The sequence below is a fragment of the Bacillus sp. FSL W7-1354 genome (assembly GCF_038002405.1).
Taxonomy (GTDB): Bacteria; Bacillota; Bacilli; order Bacillales; family Bacillaceae; genus Bacillus; species Bacillus paralicheniformis.
On sequence record NZ_JBBOCL010000001.1, the window covers coordinates 1889812 to 1905947 of the forward strand.

The 16136-nt window shown below is 48.5% G+C and carries 17 protein-coding genes and 1 riboswitch; of the genes, 6 read left to right on the top strand and 11 right to left on the bottom strand.

Features of this window, described 5'->3' with window-relative positions; all coding sequences use genetic code 11:
* The first annotated feature begins 4 nt into the window (after window positions 1-4).
* Window positions 5-265 carry a YrhK family protein gene (locus tag MKZ04_RS09610; protein WP_023855347.1) on the top strand — a complete coding sequence of 87 codons (261 nt, stop codon included), beginning with the start codon at window positions 5-7 and terminating at the stop codon, window positions 263-265.
* Between the two features lie 82 nt (window positions 266-347).
* On the opposite strand, the gene catA is transcribed toward MKZ04_RS09610, so the two are convergent.
* Window positions 348-998: a type A chloramphenicol O-acetyltransferase gene (gene catA / locus MKZ04_RS09615; RefSeq protein WP_043054415.1), complete on the bottom strand. Its 651-nt coding sequence runs from the start codon at window positions 996-998 to the stop codon at window positions 348-350.
* A gap of 217 nt (window positions 999-1215) precedes the next feature.
* On the opposite strand from catA, the gene MKZ04_RS09620 reads away from it, so the two are divergent.
* The gene (locus tag MKZ04_RS09620; protein ID WP_023855349.1) at window positions 1216-1776 is read left to right on the top strand and encodes a bifunctional transcriptional activator/DNA repair enzyme AdaA; all 561 of its coding nucleotides are present in this window, start codon (window positions 1216-1218) and stop codon (window positions 1774-1776) included.
* Between the two features lie 4 nt (window positions 1777-1780).
* A complete protein-coding gene (locus tag MKZ04_RS09625) occupies window positions 1781-2350 on the top strand; it encodes a methylated-DNA--[protein]-cysteine S-methyltransferase (RefSeq protein ID WP_043054416.1) in 570 nt (189 codons plus the stop codon).
* Here the strand turns inward: MKZ04_RS09625 and kdpDN are convergent.
* The 7 genes from kdpDN to MKZ04_RS09655 all read right to left on the bottom strand — a co-directional run bounded on the left by kdpDN (window position 2323) and on the right by MKZ04_RS09655 (window position 10692).
* The gene (kdpDN, locus tag MKZ04_RS09630; RefSeq protein WP_023855351.1) at window positions 2323-3471 is read right to left on the bottom strand and encodes a KdpD-like non-kinase potassium sensor; all 1149 of its coding nucleotides are present in this window, start codon (window positions 3469-3471) and stop codon (window positions 2323-2325) included. The two genes, MKZ04_RS09625 and kdpDN, sit on opposite strands and share 28 nt — an antisense overlap.
* 69 nt (window positions 3472-3540) lie before the next feature.
* Window positions 3541-4101: a potassium-transporting ATPase subunit KdpC gene (kdpC, locus tag MKZ04_RS09635; RefSeq protein WP_020452363.1), complete on the bottom strand. Its 561-nt coding sequence runs from the start codon at window positions 4099-4101 to the stop codon at window positions 3541-3543.
* 12 nt (window positions 4102-4113) lie between these two features.
* The gene (gene kdpB, locus MKZ04_RS09640; protein WP_341045777.1) at window positions 4114-6186 is read right to left on the bottom strand and encodes a potassium-transporting ATPase subunit KdpB; all 2073 of its coding nucleotides are present in this window, start codon (window positions 6184-6186) and stop codon (window positions 4114-4116) included.
* 13 nt (window positions 6187-6199) lie between these two features.
* Window positions 6200-7873 (bottom strand): potassium-transporting ATPase subunit KdpA, encoded by a 1674-nt coding sequence (kdpA, locus tag MKZ04_RS09645; protein WP_341045779.1) that lies wholly within the window; start codon window positions 7871-7873, stop codon window positions 6200-6202.
* A 25-nt stretch (window positions 7874-7898) separates the two neighbouring features.
* The gene (kdpF, locus tag MKZ04_RS21815; RefSeq protein WP_075213487.1) at window positions 7899-7976 is read right to left on the bottom strand and encodes a K(+)-transporting ATPase subunit F; all 78 of its coding nucleotides are present in this window, start codon (window positions 7974-7976) and stop codon (window positions 7899-7901) included.
* 224 nt (window positions 7977-8200) lie between these two features.
* A riboswitch (cyclic di-AMP (ydaO/yuaA leader) is annotated at window positions 8201-8343 on the bottom strand.
* A gap of 252 nt (window positions 8344-8595) precedes the next feature.
* Complete coding sequence (locus tag MKZ04_RS09650) at window positions 8596-9441, bottom strand: aldo/keto reductase (protein ID WP_023855356.1); 846 nt, start codon at window positions 9439-9441, stop codon at window positions 8596-8598.
* Between the two features lie 30 nt (window positions 9442-9471).
* Window positions 9472-10692, bottom strand: coding sequence for an MFS transporter (locus MKZ04_RS09655; RefSeq protein WP_035338422.1), 1221 nt, complete (start codon window positions 10690-10692; stop codon window positions 9472-9474).
* A 157-nt stretch (window positions 10693-10849) separates the two neighbouring features.
* Here MKZ04_RS09655 and MKZ04_RS09660 point away from each other — a divergent pair, with 157 nt between their 5' ends.
* A complete protein-coding gene (locus tag MKZ04_RS09660; protein WP_020452368.1) occupies window positions 10850-11227 on the top strand; it encodes a winged helix-turn-helix transcriptional regulator in 378 nt (125 codons plus the stop codon).
* Window positions 11228-11246: 19 nt separating this feature from the next.
* Complete coding sequence (locus MKZ04_RS09665; protein ID WP_020452369.1) at window positions 11247-11912, top strand: peptidase E; 666 nt, start codon at window positions 11247-11249, stop codon at window positions 11910-11912.
* 302 nt (window positions 11913-12214) lie between these two features.
* Here MKZ04_RS09665 and MKZ04_RS09670 read toward each other — a convergent pair whose 3' ends face one another.
* The gene (locus tag MKZ04_RS09670; RefSeq protein WP_075213053.1) at window positions 12215-13042 is read right to left on the bottom strand and encodes a uroporphyrinogen-III synthase; all 828 of its coding nucleotides are present in this window, start codon (window positions 13040-13042) and stop codon (window positions 12215-12217) included.
* 104 nt (window positions 13043-13146) lie between these two features.
* On the opposite strand from MKZ04_RS09670, the gene MKZ04_RS09675 reads away from it, so the two are divergent.
* On the top strand, window positions 13147-14091 hold the full coding sequence (locus tag MKZ04_RS09675) for a hypothetical protein (RefSeq protein WP_020452371.1): 945 nt from the start codon (window positions 13147-13149) through the stop codon (window positions 14089-14091).
* Window positions 14092-14133: 42 nt separating this feature from the next.
* On the opposite strand, the gene MKZ04_RS09680 is transcribed toward MKZ04_RS09675, so the two are convergent.
* Window positions 14134-15087 carry an iron-hydroxamate ABC transporter substrate-binding protein gene (locus MKZ04_RS09680; RefSeq protein WP_020452372.1) on the bottom strand — a complete coding sequence of 318 codons (954 nt, stop codon included), beginning with the start codon at window positions 15085-15087 and terminating at the stop codon, window positions 14134-14136.
* 77 nt (window positions 15088-15164) lie between these two features.
* Window positions 15165-16064 carry a LysR family transcriptional regulator gene (locus tag MKZ04_RS09685; RefSeq protein ID WP_020452373.1) on the bottom strand — a complete coding sequence of 300 codons (900 nt, stop codon included), beginning with the start codon at window positions 16062-16064 and terminating at the stop codon, window positions 15165-15167.
* Window positions 16065-16136 lie beyond the last annotated feature (72 nt).

The following is a 16136-nucleotide window of genomic DNA, read 5'->3' on the forward strand; positions in this document are numbered from 1 at the left end:
AGCAATGCCGCAAAACCACAATGATCGATACGAACTCTTTTTCAAAAAAAGATACAAAGTTCTTCATACATTAAACGATTTTCTCATCGGTCTTTTATTCCTTGTCGGGAGCTTCTGTTTTTTCTTCGAGGAACTGAAGCCGGCGGGAATATGGATGTTTGTGATCGGCAGCTTTCAGCTGTTAATCAGGCCGACGATCCGTTTGGTTCATGATTTTCATTACCGGAAGTTTGTTGAGAGCCGGCGTTCCAAATCCCGTGAGTAAATTTAAACAGCAGGGAGAGATGGCAGGAGACCCGCTAAGAAGTGCATATAAAAAAGGCCGAATCCTATCGGCCTTTCCTCTGTCACATAAGCCACTCCTCACAATCGGCGGCAAGCCGTTCCAACTCGTTCATAAAAGCGCCGGCATGATAGCCGTCACACACTGCATGGTGTACTTGCAGGGAAACCGGCAAAAATGTTTCACCGCCTTCTGAAAAGTATTTCCCGTTTGTAATAATCGGCAGCAAGTGTTCGCTGTTATCTAGGTTTAAATTAAAGTTTGTAAAGCGCACCCATGGAATAGAAGAAACTGAAAACGCATTGGGCGGGATGTCCGGCTTAGCCCACAAGCCCTTTTTGTCTCCAAAGCGCTCGGCATCCTGAAGATATTGACGATAAAACCGCGAGAAATCATCTGAGTATTCTGTCCAGAGGGCGGAAAACGTTTGGTCGTCCTGATGAAAAATCGTATAGCACGGGTGCATTTGTTCCCAATATCCCAGCTGTCCTTTGTCGTTAAAAGTTGTTCTAAACTCGGGACGCGAATGAATGGCCCTTGATACGATATAAATAAAAACCGGGTACAGCTTGATCTTCTTTTTCTTGAGCACGGCAAGCAAATTGGTCACATTGACGTTTGCCGTTATACTGAAAGAACATTTCGCTTCCTTCATGTAATGGTCAAAATAAGATTTTCTATACCAAGTGTCGAGATCGATTGTTTGAAAATTCATGTTTTACCTCCTAAAATATAGCTTTTTTATTTTAGGAGGCCTGCTTCTCTGATTTCGGCAATATTCTCACCTCATCCTGTATTGTAAATGAATTGTAGCGCGTTTCGGAGACGCAGGCAACCGTCCCTCCTCTTCTTTGTCTTCTTGCTGTGCCATTCCCCGCCTCTCCACCTCCGGCTGTCATTTAGGTTATACTGACATAGATCGGGGTGAAGATATGAATAGCAAATCACGATTGACGCCTGAAAGGTGGCGGGCGATTACGGAAAACGATTCCGCCTATGACGGAGTTTTTTATTACGCGGTCAAAACGACCGGGATATTTTGCCGCCCTTCCTGCAAATCGAGAGTTCCGCAAATCGAAAATGTGCAAATCTTTTTCAATGCAAAAGATGCTTTATCAGAAGGGTACCGCCCCTGCAAACGCTGCAATCCGGCCGGGATGCTGCTGCCGGATGAAGAGCTGGCACAGCGGGCGGTGCAAATCATCGAGGAATCTTATCGCGATCCGCTGTCTCTGCAAGCTTTGGCAGACAGGTGCCATATCAGCCCTTTTCATCTGCAGCGGACGTTTAAACGAATCAAAGGCGCCTCGCCGGCAGAATACATCCTGCAGAAAAGGATTGAGAAAGCATTCGATTTGCTTGCCCATTCTGAACGAACGATTGCAGAAATCGCCTCAATGGTAGGCATCGGGAATGCGGATTATTTTGCCGCTTTGTTTAAAAAGAAAACAGGGCAATCACCGACGTCATACCGGCAAATGAAACGGAGGTAAACATATGGAAGATCAAATCGTATACTGGCGTACGCTGACTTGCCGCCGCTCGCAGATTCACATTGCGGCGACTACCCGCGGGCTCTGTTTTACAGGGGCATGGAATCAAGGATTCGGGGAGCTGGCCGCTTGGGCCGAAAAAAGGTACGCACAGCCAGTTTTCATTCGGGATGACAAAGGATTGGCAGAATACGCCGAGCAGATTCAGGCGTATTTAGATGGCAAGCGGACTCATTTCAGCTTTCCTGTCGACCTTGCCGGAACGCCTTTTCAGCTGGCCGTGTGGCAGGCGCTCTCCGAAATTCCTTTCGGCAGCACGCGTTCCTATTCCGATATCGCCGGGCATATACAAAAGCGGAACACTGTCCGGGCCGTAGGTACGGCGATCGGCGCAAATCCGCTGTTAATGGTAGTGCCGTGCCATCGGGTTATCGGCAAAAACGGACAGCTCACGGGATACCGGGGCGGATTGGAGATGAAAAAAGAACTGCTGATACTGGAGGCCGCAGGCGCCGCTGAACATCCTTTAACAACGGCATCCCGATCTCAAGCTTTCTCATCCGAGACAATGTGAAGGTCGATTCCGTCTGTATGCCTCATAATGCTGTTGACAATCGAGCCTTTTCTGATTTCTTCCCATCGCGATCGGGCGGATTGGCCGAGCACGATTTGTGTAATGCCGTGCTGTTTCGCTGTATCAGTGATCGTTTCAGAAATGCGCCTTTTGTTTGAGTGTTTAAAAATGAATTCGGCGCCGAATTGTGCACAGAGCGTCTCCCATTGCCCGATTTTATCCCGTTCTGTCGGGGCCAGCTGCTCCTTTGACGTGCGCGACACGTTTAAAACGAGCAGATCGGCCTTCAGCCGGCTTGCGATTCTCCATCCGCGCCGTATCAGTTTTTCGGCATTTTTTCCGTGCTGGACGCACACCAAAATCTTTTCATTCGTTCCCCTCGGCCGGAGGCTGCCGTTCGTCCGCTCCAGACGATCATCCACATCATCTGCAACTTCTCGCAAGGCGAGCTCTCTCAACGCAGCTAAATTATTTTTCGTAAAAAAATGGGTTAAAGCCTGTTGTATCTTATGTTTTTCATATACCTTTCCTTCCTGAAGCCGCTTTTGCAATGTTTCCGGAGTGACGTCAATCAAGATGACTTCATTCGCCAATTCCAACACGCGGTCCGGGATCCGTTCTCTTACTTTCACCCCGGTGACGTGTTGAACGATATCATGGACGCTTTCGATATGCTGGATATTGACGGCGGACAGCACGTTGATGCCTTCCTGTAAAATATCTTCAACGTCCATGTACCGCTTTTCATTTTTCGAACCTGGCACATTGGTGTGAGCCAGTTCATCGACAAGCACAAGGTCTGGCTTCCGGTTAATAATCGCATCGACATCCATTTCTCCCATCGTTATCCCTTTATATGAAATGTTTCGTTTTGGAATGACTTCTAAACCTTTGACGAGTGCGGCCGTGTCTTTTCGATGATGCGTTTCGACAAGGCCGATCACGGCATCGATCCCTTCACGCTTTAAATCGTGCGCTTCCTGGAGCATCCGATACGTTTTTCCGACTCCCGGCGCAGAACCGATATAAATGGTCCAATGCCCTCTTTTCAGCTGTTCAATTTCGGCCAGCAGCTCTCCCGGCGTCTTCCTTCGATAATCACGGGTGTTTTTTGTCCGCATTGCAGCATCTCCGTTTTCTCATCAAGTTTGTTTTTCCCGATGTCGTATGATCAGACACCGGGCAGCATTCTACTTCAGTTTTTCTTTTAAATCGATATTGAGAAGCAGCACGTTGACGCGCGGTTCACTTAAGAAGTCGCTTTTGGTATGCTGATGAACAAGCTGCACAAGCTCTTTCTCCGGCAGTCCTGTCAGACGGCTGATTCTCGGAATTTGCGCCATCGCCCCGTCGGGACTGATATCAGGGTCTAATCCCGAAGCGGAGTTCGTGACTAAATCGACCGGCAGTTTACTGATCGGAACATCAGGGTTTTCCTCCTTCCACTTTTCAATCGATGCTTTCATCCGTTTCAGCAAATCGGGATTTGACGGCGCTTCGTTTGGGGATCCAGATCCTGCGGCATCATACTTGATGCTGGATTCCCTTCCTTGAAAGAGCCGCGGGTCTCTAAACCGCTGGCCAATGAGTTCAGAGCCGATCACATTCCCCTGCCGGTCATACACAAGACTTCCATTTGACTTTCCAGGCATGGCGGCCTGTGAAATCCCTGTCAGCGCGAGCGGATATCCAAGCCCGCAAACCAGCATTAACAGCAGGCTGATTCTGAAGATTACTCCGATTTCTTTCATGACGATTCCTCCTTACAACATAATCTGAAGCAGCATATCGATCAGCTTGATTCCGATGAAAGGGACGATGACGCCGCCGAGGCCATAGATCAATAAATTGCGGGCCAGCAAAGCATTTGAGCTCATCGGTTTATAAGCAATTCCTTTCATGGCTAAAGGCACAAGAAGCGGGATGATCAGCGCGTTAAATATCAGCGCAGATAAGATCGCTGAAATCGGCGAACCAAGCCTCATGATGTTCAGCGCGTTCATCTCGGGAATCGCCAGCATAAACATCGCCGGAATGATGGCAAAATATTTGGCGATATCGTTTGCGATGCTGAACGTAGTCAAAGCGCCGCGCGTCATAAGCAGCTGCTTTCCGATCGAGACGACTTCAATGATTTTTGTCGGATTCGAATCAAGGTCCACCATATTCGCTGCTTCCTTGGCAGCTGTTGTGCCGCTGTTCATGGCAAGCCCGACATCAGCCTGCGCAAGTGCGGGCGCGTCATTGGTTCCGTCGCCCGTCATGGCGACAAGCTTTCCTTCAGATTGTTCGCGCTTGATCACATTAATCTTGTCTTCGGGCTTGCTTTCGGCAATAAAGTCATCAACGCCCGCTTCCCTTGCGATCGTAGCGGCCGTTAACGGATTGTCGCCTGTGCACATCACCGTTTTGATCCCCATTTTGCGAAGCTCGGCAAAGCGCTCTTTCATGCCCGGTTTAACGGTGTCTTTTAAATAGATCAAACCGAAGATTGTTCCGTCTGCCGCTACAGCCAGCGGTGTTCCGCCTTCTTTTGAAATCCGTTCGCTTTCCAGATCGAGATTCGAAGGTATCGTTCCGCCATTGTTGATCACCCACTTTTTCACGGCATCGACAGCGCCTTTGCGAATGTGCCTTCCGTCGGGCAGGTTCACGCCGCTCATTCTCGTTTCCGCCTTGAATTCAATCGGTTCTCCTGCTTCAGCAACGGACGAGTCATAATGAATCGAGAGTTTATCAGCGAGTTCGATGACTGAGCGTCCTTCCGGTGTTTCGTCATGGATGGAGCCAAGCGCCGCATATTCACCAACGGTTTGAAGCGATTCATCTCCGACAGGAACAAATTCCCCGGCCATCCGGTTTCCAAAAGTGATCGTCCCTGTTTTATCAAGAACAATCGTGTTAATGTCGCCCGCAGCCTCGACAGCTTTCCCCGACATCGCCAGAACGTTGAAGCGGGTCACGCGATCCATTCCCGCAATCCCGATGGCTGACAGGAGCCCGCCGATCGTCGTCGGTATAAGACAGACAAGCAGGGCAATCAAGACGGCGGGATCAATTTGAAAACCGAGATAGGACGTGAAAAACGGGAGTGTCGCAACAACGATCAGAAAAATCAGCGTTAAGCTCGTTAAAACCGTATTCAACGCGATTTCATTCGGCGTTTTTTGCCTTTCAGCCCCTTCGACTAAAGCGATCATCTGATCGAGGAACGTTTCACCCGGATCACTCGTGATCTTGACTTTAATCGAATCGCTGACGACCCGGGTGCCTCCCGTAACAGAGCTGAAATCACCGCCTGCTTCCTTTATGACCGGAGCAGACTCTCCCGTGATGGCCGATTCGTCTACTGATGCAAGACCCGCGATGACTTCGCCGTCGCCAGGTATCATTTCTCCCTGGGAGACGATGACGATGTCCCCCTTTCTAAGCTCGGCAGACGCTACCTTCTCAATGCGGCCATCCATTACTTTATTGGCCAAAACCCCTTTTTTCGTCTGTTTTAAAGAATCGGCCTGCGCCTTTCCTCTTCCTTCAGCCAGCGCTTCGGCGAAATTCGCGAATAACACGGTGATCAGCAAAATGAAAGAAACCGCCGGATTGAACCAGGGAGCCGCCGTACTGCCGAAAAACCGGGGAAACACGGAAAGCAGAACCGTTATGAAAAATCCGACTTCTACGACAAACATAATCGGATTTTTGATCATAGTTCGCGGATCTAATTTTAAAAAGGCATGTTTGACCGCATCTTTGATGATCGTGTCGTTCATCGTTTGCTTTGTTGTGTGAACGGCATCCGGTGTGGCCTGTTGACTGGAATGATGCAAATCGTTCATGAGTAAAGCCCCCTTATCGTAATGTTAAATATTCTGCGGCCGGTCCCAACACAAGCACCGGAAAGAATGTTAAAGCCCCGACGATCAGGATCGAAGCGATAAAAATCCCGCTGAACAGGCTTGAATCGGTGCGAAATGTTCCGATTGTTTCCGGAACGGTTTGCTTTTTCAAAAGTGACCCCGCAACTGCGAGCAGTGTGACAATTGAGAAATAACGGCCGATAAACATCACAATTCCCGTTGTTATATTCCAAAAAGGCGACGCGTCTCCGAGCCCTTCAAATCCTGAACCGTTATTCGCGGCTGAAGACGTATATTCGTATAAAATCTGGCTGATCCCGTGAAATCCGGGATTTGAAATTGCAGCCTGACCCGCTTGCGTCATGACGGAAAGCGCTGACGCCCCTAAGATTAACAAAGGATGAATCAGCAGAGTAACGGCTAAAAGCTTCATTTCTTTTCCTTCAATTTTTTTGCCTAAAAACTCAGGCGTTCTTCCGACCATTAAGCCCGACAGAAAAACCGCAACCATCGCGTATAGAAGCATGTTCATCAATCCGGCGCCTATTCCGCCAAACACCGTGTTCAGCATCATATTAAGCAATGCCAACAGACCCGTTAGTGGCGTGAGCGTGTCGTGCATCGTATTGACGGCCCCTGTCTCGCTTGTGGTGGTAACCATCGCATAAAAAGCTGAATTCAATGTTCCAAACCGCACTTCCTTACCCTCCATGCTGCCTTCTGTGTGCTCGATTCCGAGCTGATTGATGACGGGATTGCCTTGCGATTCCGCCATGAAAGCTGCCCCGGCTGAAAGCAAAAACAAAAGACCTGCGGATACAAAAAGAATGCGGCCTTGCTTCAGATTCCCAACCATTTTCCCATACGTAAACGGCAGTGAGATGGTAATCAAGAGCATTAATAAAATTTGAATCGCATTGCTCCATCCATTCGGATTTTCAAATGGATGAGAAGAGTTGACGCCAAAATACCCCCCGCCGTTGTTCCCCAGCTCTTTGATGGATAAAAAGGACGCCACCGGCCCCCGAACAATGGACTGCTCACCTCCGCTCACCGTATGGGCTGTCACGGAACCGTCAAGCGTCTGCGGTACGCCTAGGGCGACGAAAACAAGCGACACCACAACTGTGATCGGCAGTAAAATCCGCGTGATCGAACGGACCAAATCGACAAAAAAGTTGCCGAACGGTTTCCCGGCGAGCCCCCGAATCATCGCAACCGCGGCTGCCAGCGCCGTAGCGGGAGCGGCAAACATTAAAAAGGTGATCGCAATCATCTGCGAAAGCATGGACAGACCGCTTTCGCCGCTGTAATGCTGCAAATTTGTATTCGTCATAAAACTGACTGCCGTATTAAAAGCCAGTGTAGGTTCCATTCCCGCGACCTTTTCAGGATTTAAAGGCAGTACACCCTGCAGACGAAAAACGAGATAAACGATGAAAATCATCGCCGTATTCGTGAGTACCAGCGCGGCGGCGTATTTCTTCCACGATTGGTTTTCTCCTTTTACTCCGCCCAGCTCAAGCAGCAAGCGTTCCGCCGGAAGGAAAAACCGGTCGATTTTGGACGGGGCGCCGTCAAATACCTTCGCTATGTAAAGCCCCATTGGTTTGGCTGCCAGCAATGCGGCAAGCAGGATAAAACAGATGGATATGAGCGACGTCATTTCAACACCCCCAATTTGTGTACAATTAAAATTTCTCAGGATTCAATAAAGCATAAGTCAAATAGACAAACATGGCGGCTGCTCCCGCTGCCAATAGCGCCATGGCAATCACTCCTTTCACATTTATGATTGATCAGCGGTTTTCCCCGCCCATCTCAGCAACAGAAACATCATCCCCGCTAAAAATGCGACAATGGCCAGCATCACGATATCCAGCACTCCGCTCACCTCCTTTCATGTTTTTTGCACGAAAAAAAGCCGCAAGAGAACAAACCTCTTACGGCTTTTTTGGGCACAGTTAAGAAACCGTGCTTTATGCACGTTTTTTGGTTCTCTTTAAACGCTTGCGAGGTTAGCTGTCGGATTCAGGTGCAAAGAGTCACCTTACCTTGAAAAGGATTCACCCCAAGTGGCAGCGCCACAAAAAATTGGTTCCCCCGCTTCCAATTGGAATTCAGCGGTTACGTTAATTGGAAATTTTATTCAGTTTTTTGATGAGATTTATATTACGCCCGTTCAATCATCGTGTAAAGTTTCATAAATGATCAAATTTCCTCGTTTATCAATTTTATAACCTTTTTTACACAGTTTATGACTTATTACCTTCTATTTTCTCTTAATATCTCGTTTTCTCTTTCATGTTATGGCTTTTACCTGTGAAAAACGGCGGATAAAAAATGTGTCGAAGCCCCGCTCGGAAATTCGAACGGGGCCGTTTTTTGTTAAAAGTCAAAGTTATCAGGATCAGGACCGACACGGGTGTTTTCATTCAGCCCGTCAATTTGCTTCATTTCCTCGAGGGTCAGTTCAAAATCAAATACGTCCGCGTTTTGGGCAATTCGCTCCGCTTTTGTCGACTTTGGAATGGTGATGACTCCGTTTTGCAAATCCCAGCGTAAAATGACTTGAGCAGGTGTCTTGCCGTGCTTGTCCGCGATATCTTTCAGCAGCGGGTGGCTGAGCAATTGGCCTTGCATCAGCGGCGACCATGCTTGAAGCTGGATGCTGTGCGAACGGCAAAACGCTTGCAGCTCTTTCTGCGTGAGCCGCGGGTGATACTCGACCTGGTCGATCACCGGTTTGACGGCGGCATCTTTCAGCAAGTCTTCCAGATGGTGAACGTGAAAATTGCTGACGCCGATTGCTTTTACGCGCCCTTGTTCATAAAGAGTTTCAAGGGCTTTCCACGCCGCTTTATAGCGCCCTTCAACAGGCCAGTGGATCAGGTATAAATCCAGGTAATCGAGCCCGAGCTTTTCGAGACTCGCTTCGTAGGCTGCAATCGTTTCGTCATAGCCTAAATCGTCATTCCAGACCTTTGACGTTACAAACAAGTCTTCTCTAGAAATTCCGGCTTCTTTCAACCCTTCGCGAATTCCTTGGCCAACCCCTTCTTCATTTCCGTAGATGGCTGCCGTATCGATACTGCGGTAGCCGTGCTTGATTGCCGTTTTTACGGCTTGCACCAGTTCGGGCCCTTCCTCTACTTTAAACACGCCTAGTCCAAACCAGGGCATGTCCGTCCCGTTATTCAATGTGATTCGATCTTGCAGATTTTTTGCCGTCATCTAATTGGCCTCCTCATATTTTTGTATACATCATGCGCAGTTTTTCTTTAAAGCTTGATTTTGTTTTTGGTCATTTCGTTCCAGCGCCCTGCTCCAGCCCGTCAGCGCGACGGCGCCGAGCACCATCAAAGCTCCGGCCCATGGAGTGTGAATCAAACCGATCGACTGTGTGATGGCGCCTCCTGTATAAGATCCGGTCGCGATCCCGGCGTTGAATGCAGCGATATTGACAGCTGATGCGACATCTACCGCCCCCGGAACAAACCGTTCAGCCAGAATTACCACATAGGACTGGAGCCCGGGGACATTCATAAATGCTAAAAATCCCATCAGCATGATGACGATAAAGCCCGCTGCCTGATAAGGAGCAGCCGCCGTTAAGATGAGAAGCACAACCGCTTGGGCGATGAACATATAGAATAATGCAGTAAGCGGTTTTTGGTTGGCCGCTTTACCTCCGATGATATTTCCGAGCGCGACGGCAATGCCGTAAGTAAGCAAAATGACGGCAACAGCTTCCTGTTTAAAACCTGTCACATGCTGAAGCAGCGGGGATAAATACGTAAAGACAACAAATGTTCCTCCATAACCAAGCGCCGTAATGATGAATAAAAGCAGCAGACGGCCATTGGTTACAAGTTTCAATTGGCTCTTGAAAGACGTTCGGACGCCTTTCGGCAAATCGGCCGGAACAAGAAAGCTGTTGGCGATAAACGCCAGTGCGCCGACAGCGACGATCGCCGCAAAAGCAATCCGCCAGCCGAACAGCTGACCGAGGAACGTGCCGATGGGAACTCCGGTAATCATCGCAATCGTCAGACCGGTAAACATAATTGATATCGCTCCGGCTCTTTTATCCGCCGGAACCAGGCTTGCCGCAATCGTTGAACCGATTGACATAAATACGCCATGAGAAAACGCGGAAATCACGCGGGCGGTTAATAAAACACCGATGCTTCCGGCACATGCCGCAAGCCCGTTTCCGATCATAAAAATAATCATAATCACAAGCAACAGCGCTTTTCTCGGCATACTCGATGTGACAGACGTCAATACGGGTGCGCCGACTGTCACGCCCAAAGCGTATAACGATACAGTCAGCCCCGCGGTCGTCACTGAAATGTTCATGTCATCAGCAATTAAAGGCAGAAGCCCCACGCTGATGAATTCGGTTGTTCCGATGGCAAATGCGCTGGCCGCCAAGGCTAAAAGCGCTAATGTACTGCGTTTTTTATCATGAACAGAAGTCATTCTTTTTCCCCCTTTCGTTTTTAATGTATAGCAAATGTCTGCCGGCAAATGATATTATGGTACATATCATCTATAAAAAAAAGTACGCACTTTTAAGTGCGATAGGAACCAAAAAGTTAGATAGGTACTTTTCGGTTCCTATGGTTTGGAGGAGAACATGAAGCCGAAAAAGTACAATATATCTGTCGAAGCTACACTTGAAGTAATTGGAGGCAAATGGAAATGTGTGATTTTGTGCCATTTGACGCACGGCAAAAAACGCACGAGCGAGCTGAAGCGGCTGATGCCGAACATTACGCAGAAAATGCTGACCCAGCAGCTGCGCGAACTGGAGGAGGACGGCGTCATCAATCGGCTCGTGTACCAGCAGGTGCCGCCGAAGGTCGAATACGAACTCAGCGAATACGGATGGACGCTTAAAGACATATTGGATTCATTGTGCGCCTGGGGAGAAACACATATTACGAAAGTGTATGGAGACAAATTTGCCGTTTTGGAGGACAGCGTGCTGAATGAACAATTAAAGGAAACATAATAAATAGATGGAGGTCAGGATGGGAAAATGGTTTCTTTCCGGGGGCGGAGATGCGCACCAAACTGAACGGCTGGATCGACATTTTGCCGGGAGCCTCTGCCCGCATAAGCCTTTGTTGTATATTCCGATTGCCATGGACGCCGACAGGTATGATGAAGGCTTCGATTGGATCAGCCGGCTCTTTCACCCGCTCGGCGTTAAAAATATCGTGATGTGGACGGATGTCAAAGGCAAAACCGTGCACGATTTAGACGCATTTTCTGCCGTATATATTGGCGGAGGAAATACGTTTCGTCTGCTCAAACAATTCATTGAATCACATTTTATCGAGGTGTTAAAGCGCTATGCCGAAAGCGGCGGCGTCATTTACGGCGGAAGCGCAGGCGCCGTCATTCTCGGAAAGAACATCATGACTTGCTCTTATATGGACCGCAATGCTTGCGGATTGCGCGATTTTAACGGATTAAAGCTTCTGGGAGACTATGCGGTTTGGTGTCACTACAAGGTTGAACATGATCCGCTGATTAAAAGGTATAGGCATGCCTTTGACACTCCCGTCATCGCCTTGCCGGAAGAAACGGGAATCGCCGCAAGCATTTCAGACATCCGGGTCATCGGAACAAAGCCTGCCCGGATTTTTAATGAAGACGGCGCGGTATTCGTTTCAGATCAATTTGTTTTATAAAGCAAAAAACGCTTCGGCTCATCGGCGAAGCGTTTTTCTTGTTTTTGCGGCTGCAAGCCGTTTGACCAGGCTTTCCGTCAGAAAAAACACGGTGAGACTCAAACCCAGCAAAACAGAAAAATTTGACATCAACGGCTCACGATCAACATATTCAAAAGCATGATGCACAAAAAGTATCACAGCCCAGAAAATGATAGCCGCACGGCAAGCTGTGTCTGCGGCTTTTTTCCTTTTGGGTCTGCATACATGACAGCGCCTCCCAAGGAGACTCTCACGCCCCAATCTGCTGATTTCCTTCGCACTTACTGTGTTTTGATTTCCTCTTCCGTTTCATAAAACCGAGCCAGCTCCACAATCATCGCTCCCATTCGTTCGAGGCCGGGAGCGAGCAGGCGTTCAACTCCTTCTTCTCTTAAAGCTTCTGCCGTCACTTTTCCGACAGCGGCTGCCAACACGCTGTCTTCAAAAGATTGGACCATTTTCTCCGCATAGCCGTTTTCTTTCGCAAAATGAAAAAGCGAGCGGACTTGGACGGCTGTTGTAAAGCAAACCGCATCCACTTCACGGTTGATGACCTCGCTGCACAATAAAGCGACGGTTTCCCGGTCCGGTGCAACATGGCGATACGGCAGAAGCGGAAAAACAGCTGCACCTTTCTCTTCCAAAAACTGAAGCAGTGACGGTGCGTTTTCGCCGTGAAGCTGTACCATCACCCGTTTCCCGGAAAAATCATGGGATTGAAGCGAGTCGATCAGTCCTTTGGTGGTGCCGTCTTCATCCGCCGCAACCGGCGTAATGCCGAGCTTTTTTAATGCGGCGATTGTTTTGTAGCCTCTCGATGCCGCCTTCGCCCCGCGGATCGCTTGTAAATAGCGCTCACCGATCCCCAGTTTATCAGCTAGGTTGACAAGCGTCTCCGTCCCGATTCCTGTCGTAAAAATCACCCAGTCGGCTCCCGTTTCAACAAAGGCTCGCAAATCAGGACCTACTTCTTTTTCGGCCAAAAACACGGTACCCTGAAGGGAACGTACGACGGGAACCCCGCCTTGCTTTTTGATTAATGTGCTCATTTCATCCGTTTTTCGCGATGCTCCGATGGCAATTCTTCTGCCGTTCAATCCTTTTCCCAATCCAATCCCTCTTTTCCGTATCTGTTTCTATCAATGTAATGGTTTACTATCATCTTCCAAATGAGATATGATTGAATTATCAAAAAATAACAGGAGGTTTTTCAATGCATTCTCAATTTGAAACCCGAGCCGAGCATTTGACGAAACATGCCCGTTTTTTCGAGTATACCACTGCCTCTGACCCGATTGGAAGCGGAATAATCAGTCCGATTCCTGTGAAAGAGTTCGGACCTGAATTGTATGAAACAGGTGAAACGCGGATCATCCCGCTGGACATCTCAGAAGAACTGAAGACGGAATATCCCGCTTCAAGCCCTTCCCTTCTCGCCCACTTCATCAAGATTCGTTCGGGCGACACCATTCACACCGCCCCCCGCGCGACAAGCGAACTATATTACATTGTCAGCGGCGCAGGGCGTACCGAAGCGGGCGAAGATACGATTCACTGGCAGAAAGGCGATTTTTTGACTTTGCCTGCCGGTTCAAGCAGCCAGCATACCGCAGCAGAAGATGCAGCCATTTATTACATCACCGATTCACCTCTCCTGCATTATTTGGGCGTAAAGCCGTCGGAATCCCGCTTTCAACCAACCATCTACACCGCTGAACAGGCAAAAGCAAAATTGGCTGAAGCGGCCGCCGCTCCTGACGCCCGTTTCCGAAACCGTATTTCCGTTCTTTTAAACAATGATATATTCGATCAAACGCTGACGATCACCCATGTATTGTGGGCGATGTTCGGCATCGTGCCTCCCGGCTCCAATCAAGCGCCCCACAGCCACAAGTCGGTGGCTCTCGATTTTGTCGCCTATGCCGCACCAGGGACGTACACATTAGTCGGAAGCAAAATCGATCCGGCCACAAAGGAAATCATCGATCCGAAACGGATTGACTGGGTAACCGGAAAAGCCTTCATTACACCGCCGGGATTATGGCATTCCCACCATAATGAGTCAGGTGAAGCGGCCTATATCATCCCCATCCAAGATGCGGGCCTGCAAACATACCTCCGGACACTGGATATTCAATTTCAGCATTATGAAAAATGAAAAAGCGGGAAGCCGGATCATTCTTTTCGGCTCCCCGCTTTTCTATTCGTTTTTCGCTTTCTTGGATATCATGTCCGCGATTTCTTCGGCCTGCGCCTGAACAGCGTTTGGATCATACGGCCAGAACCTGTCCGGATCGAGGAAAAAGACCTTGCCTTTTTTCACCGCGTCAAGCGACTTCCAAACCGGATTGTCCTGATCAAGCTTTCCGTTGTATGATTCATCGACAAATATGTAGTCTCCGGCATATTTCGGCAGAACTTCGAAAGATATGGCTTTATATCCGTCAGCTGTATCAATGGCATCCTTTTTAACAGATTCAGGCGGCGTCAGTCCCAGCTGCGTATAGATCGCTTCTCCGCCCCGATACCCGTAGGCCCCGTAGACATACACAGATTTTGCATATGCGCCGATTAAAGAGAACGTTTCACCTTGTACAGATGCATCTTTGATTTTCGCGCGGGCGGCTTTCATTTTTTGATTAAACGTTTTCGTCCACTCCCGAGCCTCCTTTTCCTTGCCGAGCAGCTTGCCAAACGTTTTCATTTCATCGCGTGCATCTTTAAACGTGCCGAACGGATAAACGACAGTCGGAGCGATTTTTGAGAGCTTTTCATATTCTTTTTTATCGTTTGTCATCGATACGATCAAATCGGGTTTAAGCTTAAGAATCTTTTCCACAGATACTGAAAAACCGTCTTTTCCCCCGATATTCTTTATTTCTGAAATATGATCTTTAATATAGGGACTTTCAAGATATTTCCCTGTTTCTCCAAGCGGCTTGATTCCGAATGCAAGCATTGTCCCGGCATATCCTATCGTAACGACGCGCTTCGGATTGGCCGGTACAGTGACATTTCCGTTGATTGTTTTCACCACTCTTGTTTTCGCTTCGTTCTTTGATGCCGTCTGTTTTTGGCCGCTTTGACAGCCTGAAAGAAAAACAGAAAATGCGAGTAAAACGGTCAATATATAAGAATACTGCTTTTTCGTCATGTTCAACCCTCCAATTGATAATAATTATCATTATCAATATACAGGATAATTGTCACCATGAGAAGTCTTTATTTGCTTTACGGCTGATCAGGCCGCTCATTCCGTCGATAGTATTCGATGACAAATTCTTTAAAGTTGCGTGCCGCCGGCGATAAATAATAGTCTTTCAAAACGGCGAGACCGATCGTCCTCTCAGAACGGTAGTCTGACACTCGGCAAAATGCCACCGGAGAATGGATATGTTCCGCCGTTTTCGGCAGGATCGCCGCACCGAGCCCTGCTGACACAAGGCCCAAAATCGTCGACACTTCTTCCCCTTCAAACGCAAGCTTCGGGCTGATGGACAGTTCCCGGCACATTTGATCAAACACATATCGAAGACCATAACCCGGCTTAAAACCGACAAAGTCCTCATGGGCAATGGATCTGATCGCGACTTCTTTCCGATCTGCGAGCGGGTGGTCGGCGGGAAGCACCAGGTAAAGCGGTTCAGTATCCAGCACCGTCCATTCAAGAAGTTCGTTTGGAAGGGGTGGTGAGCTGAGACATATATCAGCCTCGCCCGTCTCCACCATATGCTGAAGATGTTCATTTGCAGCCTGATACAGCCGGAACGCAACATTCGGGTATTTCTTTTTAAAACCGGCAATCAGCTGCGGCATCAGGCGTGAACCAAGCGTATGCAAAAAAGATACCGAGATTTCCCCGGCATTCGGATTGACGCTTTCCCTGATTTGCTGGACGCCTTCGTCAAGAGCAAGGCGGGCCTGTTTCGCTTTGATAAGGAACTGCTCGCCGTACTTTGTTAGGCGGATCGATTTTGTTTTTCGAATAAACAGCGGGACGCCCAATTCTTCTTCAAGCTTTTTGATCGACCTGCTCAAAGCCGGCTGGGAAATCCTTTGTTCCAGGGCGGCTTTTGTAAAGTGTTTATGCCTGCTCACGGCAATAAAATGGTCAATTTGATAGAGTTCCAATGCTCATCCGCTCCTTCATAACTAGAATGCATGATATTGATAGATATTATAAATTAGACACATCACAAATGA

Bases quoted from the DNA above. Each gene is read 5' to 3' on its own strand.
- MKZ04_RS09610 (WP_023855347.1), top strand. From the start codon at position 5: ATGCCGCAAAACCACAATGATCGATACGAACTCTTTTTCAAAAAAAGA.
- catA (WP_043054415.1), bottom strand. From the start codon at position 998: ATGAATTTTCAAACAATCGATCTCGACACTTGGTATAGAAAATCTTAT.
- MKZ04_RS09620 (WP_023855349.1), top strand. From the start codon at position 1,216: ATGAATAGCAAATCACGATTGACGCCTGAAAGGTGGCGGGCGATTACG.
- MKZ04_RS09625 (WP_043054416.1), top strand. From the start codon at position 1,781: ATGGAAGATCAAATCGTATACTGGCGTACGCTGACTTGCCGCCGCTCG.
- kdpDN (WP_023855351.1), bottom strand. From the start codon at position 3,471: ATGCGGACAAAAAACACCCGTGATTATCGAAGGAAGACGCCGGGAGAG.
- kdpC (WP_020452363.1), bottom strand. From the start codon at position 4,101: ATGAAAGAAATCGGAGTAATCTTCAGAATCAGCCTGCTGTTAATGCTG.
- kdpB (WP_341045777.1), bottom strand. From the start codon at position 6,186: ATGAACGATTTGCATCATTCCAGTCAACAGGCCACACCGGATGCCGTT.
- kdpA (WP_341045779.1), bottom strand. From the start codon at position 7,873: ATGACGTCGCTCATATCCATCTGTTTTATCCTGCTTGCCGCATTGCTG.
- kdpF (WP_075213487.1), bottom strand. From the start codon at position 7,976: ATGGCGCTATTGGCAGCGGGAGCAGCCGCCATGTTTGTCTATTTGACT.
- MKZ04_RS09650 (WP_023855356.1), bottom strand. From the start codon at position 9,441: ATGACGGCAAAAAATCTGCAAGATCGAATCACATTGAATAACGGGACG.
- MKZ04_RS09655 (WP_035338422.1), bottom strand. From the start codon at position 10,692: ATGACTTCTGTTCATGATAAAAAACGCAGTACATTAGCGCTTTTAGCC.
- MKZ04_RS09660 (WP_020452368.1), top strand. From the start codon at position 10,850: ATGAAGCCGAAAAAGTACAATATATCTGTCGAAGCTACACTTGAAGTA.
- MKZ04_RS09665 (WP_020452369.1), top strand. From the start codon at position 11,247: ATGGGAAAATGGTTTCTTTCCGGGGGCGGAGATGCGCACCAAACTGAA.
- MKZ04_RS09675 (WP_020452371.1), top strand. From the start codon at position 13,147: ATGCATTCTCAATTTGAAACCCGAGCCGAGCATTTGACGAAACATGCC.
- MKZ04_RS09680 (WP_020452372.1), bottom strand. From the start codon at position 15,087: ATGACGAAAAAGCAGTATTCTTATATATTGACCGTTTTACTCGCATTT.